Source organism: Bradyrhizobium sp. UFLA05-89 (genome assembly GCF_059803475.1).
On the sequence record NZ_JBANBA010000053.1, the window covers coordinates 1 to 14136 of the forward strand.

Annotated in this window: 18 protein-coding genes and 1 pseudogene; 5 read left to right on the forward strand and 14 right to left on the reverse strand. The window is 61.9% G+C overall.

The window, feature by feature from the left end; all coding sequences use genetic code 11:
* The 3 genes from SO139_RS25130 to SO139_RS25140 all read left to right on the forward strand — a co-directional run.
* On the forward strand, nt 1-175 hold a 175-nt coding region (locus SO139_RS25130; RefSeq protein WP_498540760.1), incomplete at its 5' end, for a transposase domain-containing protein.
* Nucleotides 172-765, forward strand: coding sequence for a plasmid pRiA4b ORF-3 family protein (locus SO139_RS25135; protein WP_474805182.1), 594 nt, complete (start codon nt 172-174; stop codon nt 763-765). The genes SO139_RS25130 and SO139_RS25135, both read left to right, overlap by 4 nt.
* Nucleotides 766-839: 74 nt before the next feature.
* Complete coding sequence (locus tag SO139_RS25140; RefSeq protein WP_449381878.1) at nt 840-1268, forward strand: IS1096 element passenger TnpR family protein; 429 nt, start codon at nt 840-842, stop codon at nt 1266-1268.
* Between the two features lie 227 nt (nt 1269-1495).
* Here the strand turns inward: SO139_RS25140 and SO139_RS25145 are convergent, their stop codons facing one another.
* The 4 genes from SO139_RS25145 to SO139_RS25160 form a co-directional block, all read right to left on the reverse strand.
* Nucleotides 1496-2707: an ABC transporter substrate-binding protein gene (locus SO139_RS25145; protein ID WP_449381879.1), complete on the reverse strand. Its 1212-nt coding sequence runs from the start codon at nt 2705-2707 to the stop codon at nt 1496-1498.
* A gap of 70 nt (nt 2708-2777) precedes the next feature.
* Nucleotides 2778-3635: a fumarylacetoacetate hydrolase family protein gene (locus SO139_RS25150; RefSeq protein ID WP_449381880.1), complete on the reverse strand. Its 858-nt coding sequence runs from the start codon at nt 3633-3635 to the stop codon at nt 2778-2780.
* A 10-nt stretch (nt 3636-3645) separates the two neighbouring features.
* Entirely contained in the window at nt 3646-5178 is a 1533-nt protein-coding gene (gene mhpA, locus SO139_RS25155; protein ID WP_449381881.1) for a bifunctional 3-(3-hydroxy-phenyl)propionate/3-hydroxycinnamic acid hydroxylase MhpA, read from the reverse strand.
* 75 nt (nt 5179-5253) lie between these two features.
* On the reverse strand, nt 5254-6045 hold the full coding sequence (locus tag SO139_RS25160; RefSeq protein ID WP_474798190.1) for a DNA-binding transcriptional regulator: 792 nt from the start codon (nt 6043-6045) through the stop codon (nt 5254-5256).
* Between the two features lie 149 nt (nt 6046-6194).
* On the opposite strand from SO139_RS25160, the gene SO139_RS25165 reads away from it, so the two are divergent.
* Nucleotides 6195-7178: a VOC family protein gene (locus SO139_RS25165; RefSeq protein WP_449381882.1), complete on the forward strand. Its 984-nt coding sequence runs from the start codon at nt 6195-6197 to the stop codon at nt 7176-7178.
* Nucleotides 7179-7252: 74 nt separating this feature from the next.
* Here SO139_RS25165 and SO139_RS25170 read toward each other — a convergent pair whose 3' ends face one another.
* From SO139_RS25170 to SO139_RS25215, 10 genes and pseudogenes are all read right to left on the reverse strand, one after another.
* Nucleotides 7253-7861 carry a sll1863 family stress response protein gene (locus SO139_RS25170; protein WP_449381883.1) on the reverse strand — a complete coding sequence of 203 codons (609 nt, stop codon included), beginning with the start codon at nt 7859-7861 and terminating at the stop codon, nt 7253-7255.
* A gap of 67 nt (nt 7862-7928) precedes the next feature.
* Nucleotides 7929-8297: a hypothetical protein gene (locus SO139_RS25175; RefSeq protein ID WP_449381884.1), complete on the reverse strand. Its 369-nt coding sequence runs from the start codon at nt 8295-8297 to the stop codon at nt 7929-7931.
* A 77-nt stretch (nt 8298-8374) separates the two neighbouring features.
* Nucleotides 8375-9161 (reverse strand): annotated as a pseudogene (locus SO139_RS25180) (3-hydroxybutyrate dehydrogenase).
* An 83-nt stretch (nt 9162-9244) separates the two neighbouring features.
* Entirely contained in the window at nt 9245-10036 is a 792-nt protein-coding gene (locus SO139_RS25185) for an acetoacetate decarboxylase (protein ID WP_474798193.1), read from the reverse strand.
* A 31-nt stretch (nt 10037-10067) separates the two neighbouring features.
* Nucleotides 10068-11240: a DUF3734 domain-containing protein gene (locus SO139_RS25190; RefSeq protein ID WP_449381886.1), complete on the reverse strand. Its 1173-nt coding sequence runs from the start codon at nt 11238-11240 to the stop codon at nt 10068-10070.
* A gap of 488 nt (nt 11241-11728) precedes the next feature.
* Nucleotides 11729-12337 (reverse strand): PepSY domain-containing protein, encoded by a 609-nt coding sequence (locus SO139_RS25195; protein WP_449381887.1) that lies wholly within the window; start codon nt 12335-12337, stop codon nt 11729-11731.
* 16 nt (nt 12338-12353) lie between these two features.
* Nucleotides 12354-12992: a hypothetical protein gene (locus tag SO139_RS25200; RefSeq protein ID WP_449381888.1), complete on the reverse strand. Its 639-nt coding sequence runs from the start codon at nt 12990-12992 to the stop codon at nt 12354-12356.
* Between the two features lie 40 nt (nt 12993-13032).
* Complete coding sequence (locus SO139_RS25205) at nt 13033-13251, reverse strand: hypothetical protein (protein WP_449381889.1); 219 nt, start codon at nt 13249-13251, stop codon at nt 13033-13035.
* A gap of 20 nt (nt 13252-13271) precedes the next feature.
* Entirely contained in the window at nt 13272-13430 is a 159-nt protein-coding gene (locus SO139_RS25210; RefSeq protein ID WP_449381890.1) for a hypothetical protein, read from the reverse strand.
* Nucleotides 13427-13633 carry a hypothetical protein gene (locus SO139_RS25215; protein WP_449381891.1) on the reverse strand — a complete coding sequence of 69 codons (207 nt, stop codon included), beginning with the start codon at nt 13631-13633 and terminating at the stop codon, nt 13427-13429. Before SO139_RS25215 ends, SO139_RS25210 begins: the two co-directional genes overlap by 4 nt.
* A 110-nt stretch (nt 13634-13743) precedes the next feature.
* On the opposite strand from SO139_RS25215, the gene SO139_RS25220 reads away from it, so the two are divergent.
* Nucleotides 13744-14067 carry a hypothetical protein gene (locus SO139_RS25220; protein ID WP_498540754.1) on the forward strand — a complete coding sequence of 108 codons (324 nt, stop codon included), beginning with the start codon at nt 13744-13746 and terminating at the stop codon, nt 14065-14067.
* The last annotated feature ends 69 nt before the right edge of the window (nt 14068-14136 follow it).

The following is a 14136-nucleotide window of genomic DNA, read 5'->3' on the forward strand; positions in this document are numbered from 1 at the left end:
ACGCGCCGCCGTCATGGCGACGCTGATCATGACGGCAAAGCTCAACGACGTCGATCCGCAGGCCTGGCTCGCCGACGTGCTCGCCCGCATCAACGATCACGCTGTCCACAGGCTCGAGGAACTCTTGCCATGGAGCTGGGCCGTCGAGATGGAGCGTCGTAAACTGGCGGCATGACTGTCGGCATCGCTCGCCTCAAAATTACTCTCGATGACGTCAAGCCGGTGGTTCTGCGCCGGGTCGATGTGCCGTTCGACATCAAGCTCGACCGCCTGCACCTGACCATCCAGGCGGCCATGGGTTGGACCAACAGCCATCTCTACGAGCTGCGCGCCGGCGACGTCGGGTGGAGCACGCCTTATCCGGATGCAGATTGGGGCGCCGGCGAGTTCCTCGATGCCCGCAAGGCTCGGCTTACCGATATCCTCGAAGATGTCGGAATAAAGAAGCTCACATACCTCTATGACTTCGGCGACGGCTGGGAGCACTCGATCAAGATTGAGCGCCTTATCGATCCCAAGCCGGGCGTGCTCTATCCGCGTCTGATCGAAGTCAGCGGCCGCTGTCCTCCCGAGGATTGTGGCGGTCCCTGGGGCTACGCCGAACTCCTCGAAGCAATCAAGGACCCCACCCACGAACGCCACGCCGAACTCACCGAATGGATCGGCGACGACTTCGATCCTGACGCCGACGAGGCCGAGTGGCTCACCACGCAAGTTGAGGCCCTCGCCAAAAAATGGGCAGGCAAGCGCGCCAAACGCAGCTAACCCGCGGCCTGCACCGGAGGGTTACATTTGATCTTGGGGACGTTTTCTGTTCGTGAGTGAGTGAGGATAGCGAGATGGCCGAGCCGCAGACCCACGTTTTTCGCGTGTCATTAAGTCCGAAGGTTTACCGAGATTTCGAGATACTGAGCGCAAAAAATCTCTACGACTTAGCCGGAGAGATCATTCGAGTCTTCGGCTTCGATTTTGACCACGCTTTTGGCTTTTACAGCAAATTGACTGGAGATGTCTTCGGCTCGCCTGTCAGGTACGAGCTGTTCGCTGACATGGGAGAGAGTGAGGCTCGCAGCGTGAAGCGAACCCGGGTCGTCGAAGCCTTCCCGACGGTCGGCGCAAAAATGACATTCCTTTTTGACTACGGTGATAACTGGCAGTTCCGAGTTGAAGCCATCGGTCGGAACAGCAAGCAGGCAGGGGGCAAATATCCGAGGCTTCTCAAAACCATCGGAGAGGCGCCCGAGCAATACCCAGAGCCCGGACGATGAGTGACGGATCCCTATCTGTTCTGTCCTCGCCGCAAGGTACCGCTCGCTGCAGAACCAGAATCGGATCATCCGGGTCTAGGGTTGGATTCGCTCCCCCTGTACCAAGCGTACGATTTTCTACGCCGCACTTGACGGAAGTCGCTTGAGCACTCCCCGCCAATTCCGCTCACGCAGCGAAGCAGATCTGACGATCGGCGCGCAGTGGAGGCGGCCGATTTGCACGCACTTTATTTTCCCACAAGACCGCACTTGCTGCGGTCAAGTGGGCGGAACGCCTGGTCCGGTGGGACAGTCGCGACGAGCTTGACCAAATCCCACGGGCCCTTGGATTCCTCGGGCGTCTTCGCCTGAACTAGATAGAGATCGCGCACCATCCGCCGGTCGTCGCGGATGCGGCCGTTTTGCGTATAGGCATCCACAACGGGCGTAACCCTCATCTTCGCCATGACGGTCGGACCGTCATCTGAATCGGTGTCCTTGACGGCCTGGAGATAATGTCGCACGGCCGAATAGACACCCGCCTGGATCTGCGATGGCATGGCGTTCCGCCGAGCATAAAAAGCGTCGGAGAAGCGGCGAGCGGCCGGCGAGGCGTCCTCGAAGAAGCTGGTCAGGATGAGATCGCCGTGTGTGGCCTTTAAACCGACCGCGTGAATGTCGACATTCTGAAATGACATCGGCACGATCTTCATGCCTTGGGCGGCCAGCCCGAATTCTTCGGCCTGCTTGATGGCCGTGGCATTGTCGCCGGCGACATTGAGGGCCAGGATCTTGGCGCCGGATGACTGCGCCTGCAGCAGGAATGAGCCGTAGTCGGGCGTGCCGAGCTGCGCCTTGACGCTACCGGCGACCGTTCCTCCGAGTTCGGCAATCCGTGCCCGCGCCGTCGCCTCGACGGAATGTCCGAACGCATAGTCGCCGGTGATGAAGAACCACGGCTCCTTGCTTGACTGCATGATGCCCGAGACGAGCGCGGTGGCGGTGGAGTAGGCGTCGTGCGTCCATTGCACGCTGGTCGGCGCGCAAGCTTCATCGGTGAGCTGGTTGGCGCCCGCGCCGGAGATCAGAAAAACGTGGGCGTTCGCGCGCACGAGCTCCTGTACTGCGAGTGCCGCACCGGAGCTGCCGCCATCCGCAATCGCCTGGACGCCGTCGTTGAACCATTTGCGCGCGAGCGAAGCCGCAACGTCCGGCTTGTTCTGATGGTCGGCCTGCAAGATCTCGATCGGCTTGCCATTGATCCTGCCGCCGAATTCGTCCGCAGCCATCCGCGCCGCTTCAACTGAACCCAGTCCCATGGCGGTTGCAAAGATGCCGTTCATGTCCGTGAGTACGCCGATGCGAATGGCATCGCCCTTGATCTCTGCGTGGGCAACTGAGCCGGTGAGAATGAGGGCGAGTAGCAACGCAAGCGTGGACTGTGTGCGGTGGCCGGCCATGTCGTTTCCTCGATCTGTTGTTGTGAGAATTCTTCCCGTCGTCGGTCGCGACATTTGTTCCGAGAGGCCGCTATGTGGGCTCGGCGATCACCGGATTGCGCAGCGTCCCAATGCCGGAAATTTCGATTTCCACCGTGTCGCCGGCGCGCATCCACAACGGCGGCGTGCGCTTCAGGCCGACGCCGCCGGGCGTACCTGCGACGATCACGTCGCCGGGGACGAGCGGGCATATGGTCGAGATGTATGCGATTAGTTCAGGGACGGCGGTGATCATGAGATCGGTGGTCGTATTCTGCACGACATTGCCGTTGAGGCGGGTCTGGAGCGTCAGCTTGGACGGGTCAGGGATCTCGTCGGAAGTAACGAGCCAGGGCCCAAAACTGCCGCTCTCGGCAAAGGTCTTGCCGGCGAGAAACTGGCTGGTGTGGCGCTGCCAGTCGCGGACGCTACCCTCGTTGTAGCAGGCGTAACCTACGACATGTTCGAGTGCACGGCTTGTTCGGATGTGGCGGCCGGTCTTGCCGATGATCACGGCAAGCTCGCCCTCATAGTCAAAATCGTCACTGACCTTTGGCTTTATGAGCGGCTGCTCATGTCCGACCTGACTGGACGCAAAGCGGGCAAAGAGGGCCGGCTTCTCGGTGACAGCGCGACCGACCTCTGCAACGTGATCGCGATAGTTGAGGCCAACGCAGATGATCTTGTCGGGATCGGGAATCACGGGCGCAAAGGAGATATTGTCCAGAGGATGATCGGGACGGCTTGAATCCACGATCTGTGCCGCATCCGCCAACCGATCGGCTTCGAGCAGCTTGCGCAGGGTTGGGCAGCCTTCGCGCCCGAGGCGAGCGCCAAGATCCACGACGCCATCGTCCTTGAGAGCGCCGTAGCTCGAACGGCCGTCCACCGTAAAAGAAAGCAATCTCATGATAGATCCTTCACCATTCTGAAGTGGGTCGGGCCGCACTCGGCACCTCAGCAGAGGCGCACGCCGTTGCGACCAGCAGGTCGAGTTCGAGATCGCTTCGCGCCGCGCCCCGCACATATCGGTCGGGGCGAATCAGCGCCGCATGCACGTTGTGCTCTCGCAACCAGTGGGGAATATCTGCTGCGTCCTCACCGCTCAGCACGTCCATTCCCGCCTGCGTGAGCGACGCACAGGCGCGCGCGGAGAGCTCCGCGGTTCTCTCGATCAGCAGGACGGGGGCGTACCCGGTTCGATCGTCGCTACGGCGGCCATCGGTCAGCATAAATTGCGGGGCAAGCTGTCCGGCGAGCGGAAGCGCATCAATCGCGAGGCCGGGCCCGAGTAAGGGCTTGCAAACCTCCAGCTTGAGCGGCGCATTCTCGCGCGCTTGGCCAGCCGATAGACCGGTATCCATGGCCTTGGTGTTGATCACGCCGCCGAGGCGGATCGCGAGCTCGATAAACTCGCGGACATGAGGCGAACGTTCGGTCTGATAGCTGTCGAGGAGTCTCGGATAGGCACGCTCGGCAATGACCTCGCCAAGCTTCCAGGCGAGGTTCGCGACGTCGCGGATGCCGGCGCACATGCCTTGGCCCAGGAACGGTGGCGTCTGGTGTGCGGAGTCGCCGGCGAGCAGGAGGCGTCTGTAGCGCCATTGCTTGGCGATGGCCGAATGGAAGGTATAGACGGCGGCGCGTTCGATCTCGGCGTCGTCAGGCGAGATCCAGCGGGACAGCAGCTCCCAAACCTTCGGGGGCTGCGTGATCGTCTGAGCATCCTCGTCCGGATGCACGGTGATCTCCCAGCGCCGGCGCTTTCCTGTGCCGCGGATGTAAGTCGCTGGCCGGCGGGAATCGCAATGCTGGATGCTGTGGTTGCCGAGATCGGGCCGCTCGCGCTGCAGCAGAGCATCGATCACCAGCCAGCGCTCGTGAAAGCCGAGATCGTCCATGCCGGACCCGATGAAGCGCCGCACCAGCGAACGGGCTCCGTCGCAACCGACCACGAATGCCGCGCGGACCTCCGAAATTTGCCCATTTGTGAGAGTCTCATAACGCACGCGCACGCCGCGGTCGTCCTGATCGAGCGCGAACACGTCGCAGCAGTTGCGGAGCTCTACGTTGGACCAGCGCCGCAGGCCGTTGATCAGAATGTATTCGAGATCGGGTTGGTGGAAGCGATAGCTGAGATGCCAGCCCATCGCCGTGAGCTCTGGGGAGCGCGGCCAGTCCAGGATGAGCCGGCCCTCGGCGTCGACGAAGCGCATCCCGGGGCTCACATTGACATGCGGCAGGATCGCCTCGGCGAGCCCAATGGTCTGAAAGATGCGCATGCATTCGTCGTCGAAATGCACCGCGCGCGGCAGATGATAGGTTCGTGCCTCGCGCTCCAGCACCAACGTCCGCACACCGCAGAGGCCGAGCAGATTGGCGAGCGTCGCACCGACGGGACCGCGCCCGACGATCACAACATCGAAGTCCAAGCCTGTGGATCTATCTTGCATGCCCGCATCTGTTCTCCGGACGGGCCGCGACGGCAACCCCCGACGCACAGACTGTCCGCCACGCGGACGGACGGGCTAAGAGTCGATGGGAATGGCCACGGCAGCCTCCCGCAGCGGCGCGACGAAGTTGGCGAGCGCCTCATTCAAACTAAGCGCCGAGCGGATCCAGATGATCGAGATGCAGCCGAATACGATCTCGTCGCGCACGATCGCCACCGCAATCGAAGAGGTCCTTGAATTGAATTCTCCCTCGCTGCGGACGCCATATCCGCGCTCGGCAGTCTCGGCGATCATGCGCTGCAAACGCGGTTGTTCGAGAAACGGGCGATCGTCGGCTTCGTCGATACGGCGCAAATGATTGACGATTAGGTCGCGTTCGCTTGAGCCGCAGGCCGCAAGATAGGCCCTACCGGCAGACGTGCGCAGCATCGGCAACCGCCGGCCGATCATTCCCCGGTCGATCGAGAGCGGACTGCGCGAATGCGTGGTCTCCTGGATGACCATCGCCGCATTCTCGTAGGTGGAAAGGTCGACCGGCCAGACCAGGCTCTTGCTGAGGTCGGCGAGGTAAGGCGCGGCGGCCTGGCAGATCACCACGCCGGGATCGTAGCCGTCGCCGAGGCCGAGTGCCCGGCGCGTGACGCGAAACCGATCGTCGCTGGCGCTGCGCGCGACATACCCGAGCTCCTCCAGAGTCTCGAGCAGCCGGTAGACAGTCGGGCGGGGGAGGTCGAGCCGGCGCGCCACGTCGCCGGCCCGGATGCCGCCCGAGCGGTTGACCTCGCGCAGCACGTCGAGACCCCGCTTGAACGCGCGGACGCCTTCCGACTGCCGCGGCGGTCCGCTCCGCGTCCGCTCCTTGGACACCCCGAAATTCCTCTCTTGTCCCCGCCCGCGCCGACAATATCCTCGTTGGAAACGCGAGGCGACTGCAAGACCGTACCTTAGTGGTGTATGGCGTTGAGGCAAACTTGGCGCCTGGGGGTTGGAGCCGTGCGGTCGCCGGAGGAAATGGGATGGAAATTTGCGCACTCGGCTACATCGGGATCAAATCGCAGCAGCTCGACGACTGGAGCCAGATGGCGACCCGCCTGCTTGGCATGCAGCAGGTCGACCGCGGTGGCGCGATCCGCGCGTTCCGCATGGATGACCGCAAGCAGCGGCTGATCGTGGACGGCAGCAGCGACGCCGGCCTCGGTGTGATGGGCTGGGAAGTAGCGACCAGTGAGGACCTCGACCGCCTTGCTGCCCGCCTGGAGGATGCCAGCGTCAAGGTCAGGCGCGGTTTGCGCGCGCTCGCTGATGAGCGCCACGTCGGCGAGCTGATCTCGTTCAGCGATCCCGCCGGCAATCCGCTCGAAGCGTTCTGCAAGCCCGAACTTGCCTCCGAGCCGTTCCGGCCGGGACGGCCAATTTCGGGCTTTCGCACCGGCGCGCTGGGGATGGGCCATGCCGTGCTCAATGTCGAGGATGTCGAGGCGCTGCTGCCGTTCTACCGCGACGTGCTTGGATTCAAGGTGTCGGACTTCGGCCTGAAGCCGTATCGACTCTATTTCTTCCACGTCAACGGCCGCCATCACAGCTTCGCCATGGTCGGCTCGGGCAAGAAGGCGATGCATCATTTCATGGTTGAGGTCGGTAGCCTGGATGACGTCGGCCAAGGCTATGACCTTGCCCAGTTAGAAGAAGAGCGTATTGGCTATACGTTGGGGCGCCACACCAATGACCACATGACCTCGTTCTACGTCAGCACGCCTTGCGGCTTCTTCATCGAGTATGGCTGGGGCGGACGGGTCATTGATCCCACGAGCTGGCAGCCCCACGAGACCTTTGACGGGCCCTCGCTGTGGGGGCATGAGCGGTTGTACATGCCGGAGGAACAGCGCAAGCGTCTGCGCGAGATGCGTCTGGCGGCGGCATCGCGCGGGGTGCGCGTGCCGGATCCCAGCGTGCAGCCATTAAACTGCGCGTGGCTCGATGCGGTGATCGCGCAGGAATGATTGCCGAGTTCTGATCACCCTCCTTGGGATAGCCGGGGAATGTTGCGTGTTATCAACATCCCCTAGAGATTGTGTTAGCCTTTGGGCGCCGAGCCCTTCAAGGCATTCCATGCGGCCTGGTTGGCCTGGTCGAACGCCTTGCGGGATTCCGCGAGCGCCGCACTCAACACCGACCAGGACTCAGTGCCCGCCTGCTTTAGCTGCTGCACACGCGATTCCGCCTCGGACGCGTTGGTCTTCATCTGCTTGAGAGCTGCGTCGAAGTCGCCGGTGTGGGCCGCGGCAACTTTTCCGGCCGCCTCCCGGAACTTGTCCACTGCTTCGCCCCAGGCCTTTGCCTGCGCGGCGGCGACCTGCTTGAACGTGGCCTGCTGCTGCTCGATCTGTTTGCCGGCGCTTTCGAAGTAAGTCTTCATCTGCGCCTCGAACCCGTTCCACTGCTTCTCAAGGTCCGTCTTGGTGCGCGCCCAGGCAGCTTCGCCGGCTTGCGCTTGCGTCTTCAACTGCGCCTGGAATTCGTCGCGGCGCTCCTTCAGATCGGCGACGATCTGATCGGCTTTGACCTTGGACTCGGCCTTGGCCTCACCGGCTTTGATCTCGAACGAAGCTAGTGCGGCATCCATCTCGTCGATCCGCTCCTTGGCCCAGTTCAGATAAAAATGCATGCTGCTCTGCTGTGACATAGCCGTCTCCGTTGACTTGCTGAAGTGAAATGATCCCTGAGCTTGGCTTCGCTCGCGTTGACCTGCGTCAACCATGTCTCGGCTTGCAAGCTGCTGTGCGCCAATCAACTTGGCCCTCAAGCTGCCAGATGAGGAAAGGACATTGTCCTTTGTGGCAGGCAATTTGCTCGGGTGATGGCTGCTGCTGGCTTCGCATCACGCGCTCCGCCTCGATTGCAGCGTAGAAATCCTGCGGAGCCTTCAGCTCTGCCCTGGCGGGCAGCACGTCCTCGTTAAAGGCGTCCTCGCGCAGGCGCAAGGCCTTAGTCACGTTCTCATCTTCGGCGAGGGCGAGAAGCGTGCCTCTCGTAACATTGCGCTCCGAGCGGTTATGCCGGCGCAAGACCTCGCTGCCGTCGGGTTCATCGGTCTGGTTGCTGCTTACGGTGGGAGACATAGCTTTGACGTCCGGGTTGCGAGCCCACGACGGCATTAACGTGCCGTCGCGCGCTTCTGAAGCCGAATTGTACCGCTTTACGTGGCTGTCCAGCCGCCATCGACGGCCAGATTTGCGCCGGTGATCTGGGCAGCGTCGTCGCTGCACAGGAACAACGCGAGCGAGGCCACCTGTTCAACAGTGACGAATTCCTTGGTGAGCTGCGCTGCGAACAGGACGTCGTTAATCACCTGATCCTCTTCATGCGCCGCGCCTCCATCGTATTCGGGATTTGCTTTTCCACGAGCGGTGTCCAGACTAGCCGGGGCTGATGCAGTTGCAGGTGATCTTCGATCTGGCGAGCTCCAATGCGACTGTCTTGGTGAGACCGGCGATGCCGTGCTTGGCCGCTACATAGGCGGACTTGAACGGCGAGGCGACCAGCGAGTGCGCTGAGGCCGTGGTGATGATGCGGCCCCAACCGCGCTTCTTCATGCCGGGCACGGCAGCGCGGATGGCATGGAAGGCGGCGGAGAGGTTGATCGCGATGACCGCGTCCCACTTCTCGACCGGAAACTCCTCGATTGGAGAGACGTGCTGGATACCGGCATTGTTGACGAGGACGTCGACGCTACCAAGCGTCTTCTCGGCAAGGGAGACGAGATCGGCGATCTCTTTCGGCTTCGCCATGTCCGCGGGCGAATAGATTGCCTTTACCGCAAAATCGTGCTCGATCGCAGCGCGCTCCTTCTCGACGTCGGCCGGCGCACCCATCCCGTTGAGCACGATATTGGCACCGGCGCCCGCGAATGCGCGGGCGCACGCAAGGCCTATGCCGCTGGTTGAGCCGGTTACGACGGCCGTTTTACCCTTCAGAATTCCCATCTCGTTTACCTTATCTGTGGCTCGCAAGAAAAATCGAAGATTTGCCAGCCGGAACGTCCTTCCGGCTTCCCGCGACGTTCTTTTTAGAAGACCAGAGCTTTTTCCTCGGCCCGAAGCGAGCGTCGAACCGGTTGTTGCAGATAGTCGTGGACCACTTTCCCGAGACCGAGCGTGAGGTCTGCTAGGATGTGAACGGCGGAGACGATCTCCAGGACCGGCAACTCGGCAACGGGTGCCAGAGCGTGGGGCATCAAGGCGAGAGCTGCCGGCCCAGTCCAGGCTCCTTTCAGCACGATGTCCTCGAGGTGGTATTCGACGAGTTCGCAGATGCGCGGACTGCCATCGACGTGAGGAATGATCTTGAGCAGGAAGTTCGGCTCGTTGAGAGCGGCGTTGACGTTCGCCAGCTCGGCCTCACGGTGCTTGTAGCCCATTGTGCCCGTTGCGATCCGGACTGGACCGTAATCCAGCGTGCCGATCAGCGTGTCGATTTCGGTTCGTAAGGTCGGCTGCGCGAGCTTCTTCGGAAAACCCCAGAGCTCGCGTCCACCTGCAATGGGCCCCTCGTCGTTGAGAAACATGCAATGCGTGTAGCCGCCCTTGCGCCCGCGGAAAGAGATGGGGATGACCTGGCCGCTTTCCGTGTAATCGCCGAAGCCGTTGGAGTCCGGCATACGAATGAACTCGTATTTGACGAGTGCCTCGCGGCCGTCGATTTCGAGCGGTTCGGGCACGACTGCGCGCAGCTTTGCCGGATCGGTGCGATAGGTAATGATCAGGTACTCGCGATCGGTGAACCGGTAAGGCCCCGGCGGATAGACCGGGTTGGTGAGCGGCATCGCAAAAGCCCGCTGTTTGACGTCAATTTCACGCATTCGCGTTCTCCCAAAAGGTTGGTCCGCCGAGCTACTCGCGGCCATCATGCTCAAGATCAAAGGTGAAGACGCCGTCGGGGCTGGAAGGACGAGCAAGCACCTCGGGATGACGCAGCGTGCGCAGCGCGTCGTGATAGCCAGCGCGCCAGTGGTCCTGCATCGAGAGGCGGGAGAATTCGTAGTCCTTGGAGTGGCCCTCGTGGTTCCGCGCGCGATAGATCAGGTGAACGATGTTGTAGACATTCTGGGAGACGGCCGTGCTGAGGAGCTTCACGTCCTCGTGTTCGCTGAGATCTTCGGGAAGGCGGCCTAATAGATCGGTAAGCGCGCGACGCAGGCGCTGCACACGCTTGAACTGGTCGGTGCTGGCGCGCGTACGGCTCGAATACTGGATCTCCTTATGGCGAGTGACGACTTCGGCCATGTTGCGGGGAATTTGACCGCGCGCGCTCCAGAGATCGACCTGGAACGCAAGCATGTCCTGCGCGGCGCCCCAATCGATCACCCACTGCAACGGCGTATTGGAAACGAGACCTCCGTCCCAATAATGCTCGCCCTCGATCTCCACCGCGGGAAAGCCAGGAGGCAGCGCGCCGCTCGCCATGATATGCTCCGGCCGGATCGTATGCGACGTGTTGTCGAAATAGACGAAGTTGCCAGTTCGCACGTTCACCGCACCCGCGCTAAAGCGCGTCGTTCCTGCGTTGATGCGATCGAAATCGATCAGTCGTTCCAGCGTGGTCTTGAGCGCACCGGTGTCGTAGAAGCTGGTGGCATCGCTCGTTCCATCGGCGTGAAGCCAGGGTAGAAGGGGGCGCGCGGAGAAAAATCCGGTTGCGCCGCATGCCGCAGCAAAGCCCGCGCTCATCTGGTTGATGAGATTGCGCGTATTGTCGCTGCGCGTCCAATCGAGGAGGGGACCGCCGGACCAGTTCCACGGGCCCGTCGACGTCACCTGCGCCCAGAACTCACGCAGTCGCTCGACCCGGGCTTCGGGCGGATTGCCGGCAATGATGGCAGCATTGATGGCTCCGATCGAAATGCCGGCAACCCAATCGGGGTGGATATCGGCTTCCGCCAGGGCGTCGTAGACGCCGGCCTGATATGCTCCGAGGGCGCCGCCGCCCTGCAAGAGCAGAGCGATGCAATCAAAGGGTAACCGCCGCTGAGCGGTTGTGAGGTGAGGTCGAGGTTGGAAGTTCATGACGGGCGTGCTCTTGAGTTTGCAATGGCGTGAGGCCGATGATGTCGGCTGATCGGATACGAGAAGATCGTCCGAGGTGCTGAGCAGGAGATAACTAAAGCGACCACTCCCTGAGTGGTTTCGCGTGCGTCACTGCTGCTGGCGACTCCACCTCGTGTGGCTGTTTGCCGTCAGTTTGGGGCTTCGCGCCGATATGCAGAGGTGGCCGGCCGACAGCAGTGCAGGCAGATTTGCCGTGGCGCGGGTGGTCAGTTGCCGAATCGGGCAGCGGATGGCCCGGTGGCGCATCTGGAAGCAAGCTCGCGCATGCAAGCGTGGCGACCAGGGCGAAGCTCAGGCATGCGAGCCGCGGCTCCGGTCTCAACCGACCGGCCAGATTTCGAATGATGGACACAGGTTGACCTCAGAAAGAAAATATACCGTATAGTTTATTTACTAGCGGATAGGGTGCTAAAGCAACTCACGAGGTCGTGCGTTGGTCGGTCGTGTCACCGGTCGAGCTGGGGCGACGCCTGCTTTCCGACTTTGGGCGGCTCGAGCATGACCTCCTTCAGGCGATCGCCGCTGGCGACGACGATCACGAAGTTCAATTTGCCGTCCTGCTTTATCAGTCCTCCGGCCAGCGCGTTGCCTTCGGCGGCCTTTTCGGCGACCCTCACGGCATCCGACAGCTCATGCTTGATCCACTTCAAGGCGATGATGTTGGAGAGGTCTTCTCGATCCAGCTCCTTCAACGACGAAGCAACTTCCTTATTTGTCACGCTTCCGGTGTTCGCATCTATGACGTTTTCCCAGACCCGCTCATCCTTCACTGTGCGCACGCGATAGACGGATGGACCGGGTGTCTCGAAGCTGACGTCCGCGGTCTTCGAGCCCTCATGCAGGTGCTCGGCGATCGCAATCGCCTGGCTGAGGGGCACCTGCGTCGCCCGAAATTGCTCGAGCACGCGACGAATCGCCTTCTCCTCGCTCTCGCTCTGCGCGACTGCGCCTCGACTTTCGGCGTCCACAAGCGCGCGGCTAACCTCGGCGGCCGCGCCGGTCGCGGCGAGCGTGGCAGACATTAGCAGGACGGCGAATAGGAGCTTCTTCCGCATTGGTAAGTCCTTAGTTTCAGCCACTAACGGTGACGAGTAAATTGACGTGAGGGGACGAGAAGGCATTGAGGCAAGAACCGCGCTCGCGGCTCCAATGGCACCAGCCGACAGGCCTATCCAACCTCGGACCACGAACGGATCGTCGCGGCTTCCCTTTCCGTGACTGAGTGGGCTTGTGCTCTGCTGCCGAGCTGAGCCCGCCGCGTCTCCTGTCTGGACCCGTCGGATCGGTAGCAGGCGGTCTCAGCTCCGCCATGCTTTCGCGGAGGCGTAAGTTAGTCGGTGCCGTGGCGCGACTACTGTCGGCGACATCGGTGTGCCCGGGCAGACCCGGCGGTTGTGCGGCATCGACCACGGCCGCGCCCGGGGTCTTCGAGAGAGCCCCGGCGATTGCGTTGTCCGCGAACACCGCGACGGGCTGGTTGGTGTCGATGATGGCCGCTTCTGGTTGCTTCGCATCGGAATGGATGCGGATCGGCGGGAGGACCGGGGCCGATTCTGCGAACCTGCCGGGCAGTGGCGCGGGAAGTACCCAATCCGCTGCCAGCAGCAGCAACAGCAACGCTCCCCCGACCGAGAGAAAATAACTCCGCAACGGAAGTTCGGCCTCGACCAAACTGCTCGCGTGCCGCGACAGAACGGATTTCCTGCTCATGACAGCGGGCTCCCGACGGTAGAATGACGGTGGTTCATTGTCAGATGCTCCAGGGTCGGGGACGTTTGCGCGCGAGTGCGACATCGACGTAGCCGCGCTCGTCAAGCCATTCTCTTGGGCAACAGGTGGTGGCCGCCGGGTCGCTCGTGTATCCGTCGCGCGCGAGAGCCGATCGAGTGCCCGTGAGCCCAGTCCAGATTTCACGCCCAGTGGTCGGATCGATTTCGATGACGTCGAAGACTTCGATGTAGTTCAGCATGTGGATCTCGGGCGTAATCGTCAGGCAGCGCGCCGCGCGGTTTGGTCGACATCCTCGAGCTCAACTCCCCTGCGCACGAGCTCCGACTCGACCATGTCGAATACGTATTCAACCGGTGCCAGCCAGAGCGTGACCCAACAGATAATGCAATCGCGGACGAGTAGCAGCGCCGACGTCATGGGGCAGCCCTCCGTTTGCCGGCGTATGCCAAGGCCGGTGGTTCGCGGTCGACGAGCGCGTGTACCCAGGCGAGCAATGAAATCGAGATGCCCAGTAGCAGGCTCACACCTACGAGAAACAGCGCGACGACCAGATTGAGGAACGCGACCGCAAGTGCCGGCCAGGGATTTTCCCTCGCAAGCGACAACAACAAGGTTGACATTTCCCAACTCCTAAATAAACTATACCGTATATTTCATATACAGCCTGGACCCCTAGGTCTGTCAAGTCTGCAGACTCACAAGCGTGTGTTCGGGCGAGGAACGGCGGGGATTGCGGAGCCTGAGGCTGCGCTTCTCGATCGAAAAACGGCTGCGTGAAGCAGGGAAAGGGTTCGCTATGTTCAAGTCCGCCTTTGTCTACACCGTGGTGGTGCTGGCCTCGCTCAACAGCGCGAGTGCCTTCGCACAGGAAGAGCGCGGGACGCCCGAGCAAAGGGCGGCATGTGCGCCGGACGCATTTCGATTATGTGCCAGCTACTTCCCCGACCCGACGCGGGTGGAGGCCTGTCTGAGGCAACGAAAGTCGGATCTCAGCGAGGCCTGCCGATCGGTGTTCGAGCAGGGTGCGGCCGCTGCCGCGGTTAAAGCCAGATAGAGGGACGTGTGCCCGAAGCGGCGGATGGGAGCGTTTCTCGGCAAAGTCGCCGCGATTCTCGGTCCTGTC